Here is a 10,522-nt window from a genome sequence, read left to right on the forward strand (position 1 = left end):
ATTAATTCTCAAATGCGGATGCAAAAATACAACTATTTTTCAATGCTCCAAATCTTCAGCAAAAATTTTTAAAAAATTAATAGGCCTTTGCAAACAGCACTCTCCCGGCCGAAGCTTTTCCTGTAAGCACGCACTCCCCCGCTTCTTTTTCAGAATCGAATGGAATACAACGAATTGTGGCTTTGGTTAATTCTTTAATGCGCTCTTCGGTCTCGGAAGTGCCATCCCAATGAGCAGAAATAAATCCGCCTTTTTCCTTTAGAACTTTTTTGAAGTCATCGAAATTATCTACAGGAGTGATTCTATCATCTCGAAATGCTCTTGCTTTCTCGAATAGGTTTTCCTGAATTTCTTTCATTAACACCTGCACCTTAGAAACTACTTCATCCTGTTTGATAAATTCTTTGGTAAGCGTATCTCTTCTTGCCAGCTCTACAGTGCCTTTTTCAAGGTCTTTTGGCCCAAGAGCCAAACGCACCGGCACTCCCTGCAATTCATATTGCGCGAATTTCCAGCCTGGCTTCTGGGTATCTCTGTCGTCAAATTTAACCGAAACCCCTACTGCTCTAAGCTCCTTTACCAACTTATTGGCTACTACTGAAATCTGCTCTAATTGTTCTTCTCCTTTATATATAGGAACGATCACCACTTGTATAGGTGCAAGATTTGGCGGCAATACCAAACCATTATCATCGCTATGAGTCATTATCAGGGCACCCATTAACCTGGTCGAAACTCCCCAGGAGGTGGCCCATACGTGCTCTAATTTCCCCTCTTTTGAGGTAAACTTCACATCAAAAGCTTTCGCAAAATTTTGACCTAAAAAATGCGAAGTTCCTGCCTGCAGGGCTTTCCCATCCTGCATCATAGCCTCGATACAATAGGTTTCCTCTGCCCCGGCAAAACGTTCACTCTCTGTTTTAGCACCTTTTATCACCGGCATTGCCATAAAACTTTCAGCAAATTCTGCATACACATCGTTCATCTGTTTGGTTTCATCCAAAGCTTCCTGCCGGGTGGCATGAGCGGTGTGGCCTTCCTGCCATAAGAACTCGGCGGTTCTTAAAAACAAACGCGTACGCATCTCCCAACGCACTACGTTAGCCCATTGATTGATAAGTATAGGCAAATCCCGGTAAGACTGAACCCAGTTTTTATAGGTGTTCCAGATAATCGCTTCAGAAGTTGGTCGCACCACTAATTCTTCTTCCAGCCTGGCTTCGGGATCAACGATGAGTTTGCTTTTATTTTCAGGATCGGTCTTTAAACGGTAATGAGTTACCACCGCACACTCTTTGGCAAAACCTTCAGCATTCTTTTCTTCGGCCTCAAACAGGCTTTTAGGAACAAATAGCGGAAAATAGGCGTTTTCGTGCCCCGTCTCCTTAAACATCTTATCGAGCTGCGCCTGCATTTTTTCCCAGATAGCATAGCCGTATGGTTTGATCACCATACAACCTCTCACTGCCGAATTCTCAGCCAAACCGGCTTTTACTACTAATTCGTTATACCATTTGGAATAATCTTCGCTTCGTTTTGTCAAGTTTTTACCCATTACCTGTTAGTTGGCATAAATCTTGTGTTTTATTAACACATATTAATACAATCTTAGTTTGCGTATAACTAAGTTTAAGCGCAAAACTAACTATTTTTGTAACGTTCAACAATAAAATATACCGCTAATGAAACCTTATTACTCCTTATCACGAAAAGCCACTTTTCTATTGGCACCGGTATTTTTGCTATTGTTGGCATCTTGTGGTTCTACCCAATCTCCCGGCTTCGAAAACGACGGGATTTATGGTGACCAGACCCGCCGATCTACCCCAACCGAACCAAGACCGGCGCAAACTGAGCAATCCCAATATGCTACTCAAGACAATGCAACCGGAGGCTACTATAAAAATCTTTTTGCCGAAAAATCGCAGATGTATGGTCAACTGGCCGAGAATATGATTTTTACCGACGCCGACGATTATTCCTCAGATTATGAAGAGGAATATTATGATGAAAATAATAATATCACCTATGCAGGGGGCCGCGCTCCCTGGGGACACTCTCCCGATGAATACACTATAAATATTTACAACACCGGTTTTGCCGGAGGCTTTATGAATCCCTGGGGATGGGGCTATGGCTGGGGTAATCCCTGGGCATGGAACGATCCTTTCTTTTGGGGCGACCCCTTCTGGGGACCCTGGAACATGGGTTGGAATATGGGTCCACGTTGGGGCGTTGGCTTCGGCTGGGGCTTCGGCGGAATGTGGGGTATGAACCGCTGGGGCTGGGGCTGGAACAACTGGGGTATGAGTCCCTGGGGCTGGAACCGATGGGGAATGAACCCCTGGATATACGGTGGCGGCTTTTATAATTATAATAACGTAGCCTATAATACCGGAAGACGTGGCGCTCTGAATCCCTATTCCCGTGGCATGAGAGATAATGCCCTAAGCGATGCCAGAAGAAGCAGTACCCGAAGCAACTCTTATTCCAGAAGCATTAGGAACATACGATCGGGAGAAGCCCGTGGCGATGTTCGTAGAGCCACGATAGACAGATCGAACAGGAATATTTACAACAGGTCTTCGCAAAGACAGCCGGTAAGGGTGAACTCCAATACCAGTCGTAGAAACGATACCTATAACAGAAATACCCGCAACAATAATGTCAACCGTTCTTCAAACACCAACACCAGAAGCTCAGGAACTATGCGTAGTTCAGGAGGTACCAGAAGTTCCGGCGGAGCCAGAACCTCTTCAGGCGGAAGTAGGAGAGGCGGTGGTCGCGGATAAAATCCTGACAAAACCTAATCAAACCTTACAATTCTTAGGAGTTGTAAGGTTTTTTATCGAAAACACCTTAAACAAAACCACTTATGAAAAAAATACTACTAGGCCTGGCAGGTTTACTTAGTTTTACTACTACCCAGGCACAGGATATTAGCGATGCTCTTCGCTACACCCGGGAAGACCTCACAGGTACCGCAAGATTCAGCGCAATGGGAGGTGCATTTGGAGCCCTGGGAGGAGATATGTCGGCCATTAATATAAACCCTGCAGGATCGGCTGTATTTTTAAATAGTACTGCAAGTTTTACTTTGGGCCAGCTTTCAGTTTCAAATAGCACCAACTACAACGGAACGTCAACCTCTAATGATGAATCTGATATTCATTTCAATCAGGCCGGTGGGATCCTGGTAGTTCAAAGCACCAATGATAATTGGAGAAAATTCACCTTCGGAGTGAACTACACCAAAACAAATAATTATGATGACTTTTTCGTAGCCCGAGGGAACTCCAATACCTCAATAGATCGTTATTTTCTAAATTATGCCGATGGGGTACCACTTGACCTTTTAGAACCCCTGGAAAATGAAAGTATTGCCGACTTATATCAATATTTAGGAGAAAATGAAGGTTATGGCGCGCAACAAGCCCTTTTGGGGTACCAGGCTTATATCATTGATCCTGAAACCGAAGATTTATCAAACACCCGGTACAGGTCGAGCATAGCCGGGGGGAATTTCTCCCAGGAGTACTCATCTTTCGCAACCGGGATGAACGGAAAATTCTCCTTTAACTTTGCTACTCAGTATCAGGATTTCCTTTATTTGGGGGCAAACCTGAACACACACTTCATCAATTTTAATCGCACCACAAGATTTGAAGAACGCAACCAAAACGCAGGAAGTATCACTAACGAGGTAAGGTTCAACAATTTTTTAAATACCAATGGCGACGGGTTTTCATTTCAACTAGGAGCCATAGCCAAGGTTAGTGATAACATAAGATTAGGTGCCGGTTACGAATCTCCTACCTGGTATAACATTAGGGAAGAAGCCCGTCAATTCGTAGAGTCTTATAGCAATGAATTCGATGAAAGAATTAGCGTAAACCCTGGAATTGTAAATGTATATCCCGAATACACTCTTAAAACTCCGGGTAAATTGACTGCCAGTGGTGCCGTTATTTTAGGCGCAACAGGTTTAATAAGTGTTGATTACAGCTATAGCGACTATTCAAATATTGAATTCAGACCTAAAAATGATCCCGATTTCAGTTTTCAAAATGATCGAATTGCAAATAGCTTAGGTAGTGTGCATAGTTTTAGAGTTGGAGGAGAAACCCGCTTGAACAGCTGGAGTCTTCGCGCAGGTTATCGCTATGAAGGTAGCCCGTTTGTAGATGACTCGGGAATGGGAGATTTAAACAGCTACTCTTTAGGAGCCGGTTATTCTTTCGGAAATCTTAGACTGGATCTTGCCTATGTGAACACTCAGTTTCAGGAAAACCCACAACTTTATAACGTAGGCCTTACCAATCGGGCGAATATCGACAGGCAATTCGATAATATACTTTTGAGCTTGACTTTTGGACTGTAAGTTTTCGAACAAGCTAAGATAATTTTAAAGGCGCCCTTCGGGGCGCTTTTATCGTTTTAAGCTAAAGTTCCCGCTAAATTCCTGTTGAGAGCCATCTCTTAAGTCTACAAATATCAGTTTAAACCAATAATCATTCGAAGGCATATCACGGCCATTAAATGTGCCGTCCCAACCTGCACCTCCTGCGGGAATATGCTTCAGCAATTTTCCATAGCGATCAAAAATAAAGATTTCCAGCACCTGAATATCTTCGTTGTTGCTTATCCTCCAGCTGTCATTATAGCCGTCGTTATTGGGAGTAAAAAACCGCGGATAGCCAAAAAGATAAATCTCTTCGGAAGTTGTCTCCCCACAAGCATTCACATCGCGGGCACTTATGCGATGCCATCCCTGTTGAACATTTCTGAAAACTTCTGAAGCCTGCCAGGCTCCATTATCCAATCTATATTGATATTCTACTGCATCTCCCACCCCCGGATCAAGGCTGGCGGTCAGGGTATATCCGCCGCTAAAGTCTGAACCTTCTTTTGAAATTTCGACGCTTTGTGGTGGAGCAGAAAATACAAGGCTGGTAGAAAATTCGACAACACAGCCTGAATCTGTTAGGATTTCCAAAACGATCTCCCGGTAAGCTGGAAGATTGTTAATTTCGAGGAGAGCAGTATTTGAAATAATACTTCCATCGCCAAGCCAGGTGTATTCAAAATCGGCACCCAGGTCTTCTCCTACCTGAATATTTTCGGCCAGATTTCCATCGGGATCAAGACAAATAATAGTTTGAGGCGACAGGACATCTTCGGGGAGCAAAGATTCGGTAAAATCCAATGAAATAACTTCTGAAGCACATAAAGACTGTGAATCTATAACCCGGGCAAAAATTCGGGTTTCCTCACTAATCTGGAAATTTGCGGGGTCTGTAATCGCTTCGCCGGCTATGGCATTCTGGTCTGTGGTATAATATTCGACGATTACATTTTCCTGGCTTCCACTAATCTCTTCATCCCATTCCCGCAAGTTTAAATTCTGCGGAAAGCCTCCGCAAACTAAGCTAGATTCGGGTTCAAATATTTCGGGTGTATCAAAAAATTGGATTTCGATTTCATCACTGTCTGTATTATTAGCTTCATAATCGATTACAACTACCTGGTAGCGCCCACTGCTGGTTACGCTTAATTCGGGTCCGGTTTGACCAGGTATCTGAACAAATTCCTCGATATTTTCATTAAAAATATACCATTCATATTCAGTGATCCCTTCAAAAGTAGCATCCAAAACAGTTTCGGTTTCCCCGCATAAAATGCGATCTTCTCCAAGCAAACCATCTATGATACTACAATCGGTAGAACCCGCATCTCCGGCATTTGCATTGGTTTGCTGTAAACTAATAAACCCCGGGATAGCGTCATAATTAGTGATTATTACAATATAAACCTCCCCAGATTGAGCTCCGGGAATACTCATTTCTTCGACCGCAAATGGTTCAAAACTACAGTCTATGATATTTGCAGCACTAAGTTGACTATTATCACAATATTCTTCATTACGATTAAAGGGGCCCCAAACCACGAAATCGACATCGATTTGCAGGCCACTGCCATCTCTATTTTCAAATTGAGAAATTCGAAATTCAAGGTCGCCATCATTTTCTATTTGCAAATAAAACCAGGCTGGGTATGGTTGTTCAAAGAGGCAACCATAATCGGGGCCGGGTTCGGCAAAAGCTATACTGCTGTTTTGGGGGTTCGAATTGGCAAAAACCAGCTCCTCCCCGCCAGCACAAAATGGCTCTAAAGTTCCACAACTACTACCCTGGGCCACAACCAAAAGGGGCAAGAAAAGGAATAATAAAATGAATAAATTGTGCCTGAGAGATGTGAGCATAGAAAAGTTTTTACACTTTGTGCAATATAATGAGAATCTCCCTCAAATAAGAGCCCGCGCTTAATTCTCTAAAAAGCTTTAAAACATGTATCTTTGCAAGCCTTAACAGGTTTTAAAAGACTTTACTTTAGAACGCTATGAAAATAGATAAAATTTTGAATGAGATTGATGAAGCCGGAGATGCTCACGCATTTAGCAGCGCAGAAACTCCACTTAGAGACGATGCTTTTGAGCTAAGCAATATCGAAAAAGTGGCTTTGATAAAAGAAGATGTAAAGAAAATTATGCATACCCTGGGTCTCGATCTTAATGATGACAGTTTAAAGGGTACCCCGCAAAGGGTTGCTAAAATGTTTGTCAATGAGATTTTCTCAGGCCTGGATCCCGCGAGAAAACCCAAAGCTTCCACCTTTCAGAATAAATATAAATATGGTGAAATGCTTGTTGAGAAAAACATCACAGTGTATTCTACCTGTGAGCACCACCTTCTTCCCATAGTTGGGAAAGCTCACGTAGCCTATATCTCTAAAGGCACCGTAGTAGGATTGTCTAAAATGAACCGCATTGTAGATTATTTTGCAAAAAGACCACAGGTACAGGAACGAATGACTATGCAGATTGTACAGGAGCTTCAAAAGGTTTTGGGAACCGAAGATGTGGCCTGCGTGGTTGATGCCAAACACCTTTGCGTAAACAGCCGGGGAATTAGAGACATTGAAAGCAGCACAGTAACCAGCGAATTTGGTGGTGCTTTTAAGGATAAAGAAGTAAAAAGAGAATTTCTGGACTACATTAAATTAGATACCCAATTCTAAAAGCCTTTTTCTTAAATTTCAATTCCTAATTAAATCCAATCCAGATTGAGTATGGCGCTATATAATGAACAGAAGCTAAAGATTTATAATTCTATGAGTGGAGAGAAGGAAATCTTTACTCCCCTAAACGAAGGCAATGTAGGTATGTATGTATGTGGGCCTACCGTTTACAGCAATGTTCATTTGGGCAACTGCCGCACTTTTATTTCTTTCGATCTGGTTTTTAGATACCTAAAACATTTAGGTTATAAAGTTCGTTACGTACGAAATATTACCGATGCCGGCCACCTGGAAAACGATGCCGACAGCGGCGAAGACCGAATCGCTAAAAAAGCCAGGCTCGAGCAAATTGAACCTATGGAAGTAGTGCAGCGCTACACCGTAGATTTTCACAACATACTCCAGAAATTCAACAACTTGCCTCCCAGCATTGAGCCCACGGCAACCGGCCATATTGTAGAGCAAATTGAGATTATCAAAACCATTATCGACAAAGGTTTTGCTTACGAGGCCAATGGCTCGGTGTACTTTGATGTGTTGAAATATAATGAACAGCATCAATACGGGAAACTAAGCGGGAGAGCTATCGAAGATATGATCGCCAATACCCGCGAGCTTACCGCGCAGAGCGATAAGAAGAATCCTCAGGATTTTGCGCTTTGGAAAAAAGCCGAGCCACAACATATTATGCGCTGGCCTTCGCCCTGGAGCGATGGCTTTCCCGGCTGGCACCTGGAATGCACCGTTATGAGCACTAAATACCTGGGTGAAGAATTTGACATTCACGGCGGCGGAATGGATCTAAAATTCCCTCACCACGAATGTGAAATTGCCCAGGGCAACGCAGCCACGGGTAAAAATCCTGTACATTACTGGATGCATGCCAATATGCTTACCTTGAATGGTAAAAAAATGGCCAAAAGCACCGGCAATAATATTTTGCCTGAAGAAATTTTCTCCGGAAATAACGACATTCTCGATAAACCTTTTAGTCCTACCGTGACCAGGTTTTTTATGCTTCAGGCGAATTATCGCAGCATTCTCGATTTTTCTGATGAAGCTTTAAAAGCCAGCGAAAAAGGATTTTTCAGGTTGATGGATGCCTTTCATAGTCTTGACGAGCTTCCAACTTCATCCGAAAGTTCATTCTCAATAGCCGACTGGAAACAGTCCTGCTACGATGCGATGAACGACGATTTTAATAGCCCCATTTTAATCGCAAAACTCTTTGATGCGGTAAAATATATCAATAACATCAAAGAAGGAGCGGCTTCAGTTTCTGAAGAAGATAAAGTTACTTTAAAAGAAACTATGACCGCCTTTATTTTCGACGTGCTGGGCTTAACCGATGATACTTCAGAAGCAAAGGGCGGAAATGATAAGCTTTCAGGTGCTATTGAACTGCTTATAAAATTACGGGCTGAAGCCAGAAACAATAGAGATTTTGCGACCAGCGATAAAATTCGCGATGAATTGCAGGAAATCGGTATTCAGCTTAAAGATGGCAAAGACGGCACGAGTTTCAGTGTAAAATAATATGAAGAAATCGCCGGCACAAGTTTTCGCAATTCCGTTTATCTGGCTGGTAAGATTTTATCAAAAATTCATTTCTCCGCTTACCCCGGCCACCTGCCGTTATTCACCAACCTGTTCAGAATATACTTTGGTGGCACTAAAGCGATTCGGTATTTTAAAAGGAGGATGGATGGGCCTTAAACGTATAGGCAGTTGTAACCCCTGGGGCGGAAAAGGCTATGACCCGGTACCCGAAAAAGCCAAAGCCGAAAATTAGGCAAAATGCGCTATTTGCGTATCTTTACTACTCTAACTTTAAACCATTAGAATGCTTTTTAACGCCATTACCTGGAATCCCAACGAAGGATTAGACCTGGGATTTTTTACTTTGCACTATTACAGCCTTATGTTTCTTATCGCCTTTGGTTTAGGCTGGTATATTATGAAAAGCATTTATACCCGGGAAAACATAGAATTAGAAAAACTGGATTCTCTGTTTATCTATACCGTGCTCGCTACTCTTATTGGTGCAAGACTGGGCCATGTAATTTTTTATGATTGGGATTATTTTCAACATCATTTACTGGAAATTTTTCTCCCGGTTCGATTTGAACCCGAATTTGAATTTACAGGTTTTAGAGGCCTGGCCAGCCACGGGGCTGCCATCGGGATTATCGTTGCGATGTATCTCTATCGAAAGAGGGTTTTAGACAAACCCGTGCTTTGGATTTTAGACCGAATCGTGATTCCCGTGGCCAGTGGTGCTATTTTCGTAAGAATTGGAAATTTTATTAATTCTGAAATCATTGGTAAACCAACCAATTCAGATTACGGGGTGATTTTCGCAAAATTGGGTGAAGACTTCCCTCGGCATCCTGCCCAACTATACGAATCGGTATGTTATTTACTCATTTTTGCCCTGCTCTGGTATCTATACTGGAAAACCGAAAAACGTTTTAAACAGGGCTTTTTATTCGGATTGTTTTTGGTGCTGCTCTGGACGGTGCGCTTTTTCGTTGAATTTGTTAAGGAAGCCCAAGTTGAAGAAAGAGCCACCTGGTTATTGAATACAGGCCAGTGGCTAAGCATACCCTTTATTATTGCCGGCTTTTATTTTATGTATAGACCCACTAAAGTAAAAACCCAATGAGAAAATCAAATCTGTTTTTAGGCCTTTTTGTGAGTTCTGTGATGCTGTTCTCCTGCAAGTCTGATACCGAACAGGAAGAGATCAAAACTCCCGAAATCGAATTCACCAAAGAGGGAGAACTAAGCCTTATAAAACCCACCGGAGACACAGTAAAGCAGTTAGACATCGAAATTGCCGATACCCCCTATGAGCGTGAAACAGGCCTGATGTACAGGGAAAGTATGGAAGACGATCAGGGAATGCTTTTTATATACAATAACGCGGCGCTAAGAGCTTTCTATATGAAGAATACTTATATCCCATTGGATATAATATACTTTGGAAGTGATAGCCTGGCTATTAATTTTATTAAAAATGCCGAGCCTATGGATGAAACGGCTCTGCCATCGGAAGGGCCGGCGCAATTCATTCTCGAGATAAACGGAGGCCTTAGCGACGAATGGGGTCTTGAACCGGGAGATAAGATCTGGTTCAAACGAACCGATGAATAAATCGTTTAAAATCATTTGAAAAGCTTCCCTACGTAAGCTTTTTTTATATGCTGTCCTAAAGTTTAGTTTCTCCTGAATATTACTTGAGAAGCCCTGATAGTCACCAATATTTAGCCAAAACTACTAACAGACACCTACTCACAAGTCTACAGAAATAAGCCGGAAAAACATACAATTTCATCCTGGTTATCAGATAAAAACAAGGCGTAAAAAAGAGGCCGTCTAAAAAGCTATTTTTTTAGACGGTTTTTTTTATTCGTGCTTTAGGCAGTTTTTACATTGTTAATGT

General features: G+C 42.3%; 9 protein-coding genes. 7 read left to right on the top strand and 2 right to left on the bottom strand.

Features of this window, described 5'->3' with window-relative positions; genetic code table 11:
* Nucleotides 1-76 precede the first annotated feature (76 nt).
* Complete coding sequence (gene proS, locus ACW6QP_RS11040) at nucleotides 77-1,555, bottom strand: proline--tRNA ligase (protein ID WP_457910925.1); 1,479 nt, start codon at nucleotides 1,553-1,555, stop codon at nucleotides 77-79.
* Between the two features lie 127 nt (nucleotides 1,556-1,682).
* Here proS and ACW6QP_RS11045 point away from each other — a divergent pair, with 127 nt between their 5' ends.
* The gene (locus ACW6QP_RS11045) at nucleotides 1,683-2,792 is read left to right on the top strand and encodes a hypothetical protein (RefSeq protein WP_457910926.1); all 1,110 of its coding nucleotides are present in this window, start codon (nucleotides 1,683-1,685) and stop codon (nucleotides 2,790-2,792) included.
* A gap of 83 nt (nucleotides 2,793-2,875) precedes the next feature.
* Nucleotides 2,876-4,381 carry an OmpP1/FadL family transporter gene (locus ACW6QP_RS11050; protein ID WP_457910927.1) on the top strand — a complete coding sequence of 502 codons (1,506 nt, stop codon included), beginning with the start codon at nucleotides 2,876-2,878 and terminating at the stop codon, nucleotides 4,379-4,381.
* A 48-nt stretch (nucleotides 4,382-4,429) separates the two neighbouring features.
* Here the strand turns inward: ACW6QP_RS11050 and ACW6QP_RS11055 are convergent, their stop codons facing one another.
* Nucleotides 4,430-6,262: a T9SS type B sorting domain-containing protein gene (locus ACW6QP_RS11055; protein WP_457910928.1), complete on the bottom strand. Its 1,833-nt coding sequence runs from the start codon at nucleotides 6,260-6,262 to the stop codon at nucleotides 4,430-4,432.
* A 137-nt stretch (nucleotides 6,263-6,399) separates the two neighbouring features.
* Between ACW6QP_RS11055 and folE the strand changes: the two genes are divergently transcribed.
* From folE to ACW6QP_RS11080, 5 genes are read left to right on the top strand one after another with little or no spacing between them, the layout of a single operon-like run.
* Nucleotides 6,400-7,077 carry a GTP cyclohydrolase I FolE gene (gene folE, locus ACW6QP_RS11060; RefSeq protein WP_457910929.1) on the top strand — a complete coding sequence of 226 codons (678 nt, stop codon included), beginning with the start codon at nucleotides 6,400-6,402 and terminating at the stop codon, nucleotides 7,075-7,077.
* A 51-nt stretch (nucleotides 7,078-7,128) separates the two neighbouring features.
* Entirely contained in the window at nucleotides 7,129-8,613 is a 1,485-nt protein-coding gene (gene cysS / locus ACW6QP_RS11065; protein WP_457910930.1) for a cysteine--tRNA ligase, read from the top strand.
* Between the two features lies 1 nt (nucleotide 8,614).
* On the top strand, nucleotides 8,615-8,869 hold the full coding sequence (gene yidD, locus ACW6QP_RS11070) for a membrane protein insertion efficiency factor YidD (protein ID WP_457910931.1): 255 nt from the start codon (nucleotides 8,615-8,617) through the stop codon (nucleotides 8,867-8,869).
* A 51-nt stretch (nucleotides 8,870-8,920) separates the two neighbouring features.
* A complete protein-coding gene (gene lgt / locus ACW6QP_RS11075) occupies nucleotides 8,921-9,742 on the top strand; it encodes a prolipoprotein diacylglyceryl transferase (RefSeq protein WP_457910932.1) in 822 nt (273 codons plus the stop codon).
* Nucleotides 9,739-10,233 (top strand): DUF192 domain-containing protein, encoded by a 495-nt coding sequence (locus ACW6QP_RS11080; RefSeq protein ID WP_457910933.1) that lies wholly within the window; start codon nucleotides 9,739-9,741, stop codon nucleotides 10,231-10,233. The genes lgt and ACW6QP_RS11080 overlap by 4 nt, the downstream gene beginning before the upstream one ends.
* The last annotated feature ends 289 nt before the right edge of the window (nucleotides 10,234-10,522 follow it).

Source organism: Salegentibacter haimaensis, from assembly GCF_054121495.1.

Bases quoted from the DNA above. Each gene is read 5' to 3' on its own strand.
- ACW6QP_RS11045 (WP_457910926.1), top strand. From the start codon at position 1,683: ATGAAACCTTATTACTCCTTATCACGAAAAGCCACTTTTCTATTGGCA.
- folE (WP_457910929.1), top strand. From the start codon at position 6,400: ATGAAAATAGATAAAATTTTGAATGAGATTGATGAAGCCGGAGATGCT.
- cysS (WP_457910930.1), top strand. From the start codon at position 7,129: ATGGCGCTATATAATGAACAGAAGCTAAAGATTTATAATTCTATGAGT.
- ACW6QP_RS11055 (WP_457910928.1), bottom strand. From the start codon at position 6,262: ATGCTCACATCTCTCAGGCACAATTTATTCATTTTATTATTCCTTTTC.
- lgt (WP_457910932.1), top strand. From the start codon at position 8,921: ATGCTTTTTAACGCCATTACCTGGAATCCCAACGAAGGATTAGACCTG.
- ACW6QP_RS11050 (WP_457910927.1), top strand. From the start codon at position 2,876: ATGAAAAAAATACTACTAGGCCTGGCAGGTTTACTTAGTTTTACTACT.
- proS (WP_457910925.1), bottom strand. From the start codon at position 1,555: ATGGGTAAAAACTTGACAAAACGAAGCGAAGATTATTCCAAATGGTAT.
- yidD (WP_457910931.1), top strand. From the start codon at position 8,615: ATGAAGAAATCGCCGGCACAAGTTTTCGCAATTCCGTTTATCTGGCTG.
- ACW6QP_RS11080 (WP_457910933.1), top strand. From the start codon at position 9,739: ATGAGAAAATCAAATCTGTTTTTAGGCCTTTTTGTGAGTTCTGTGATG.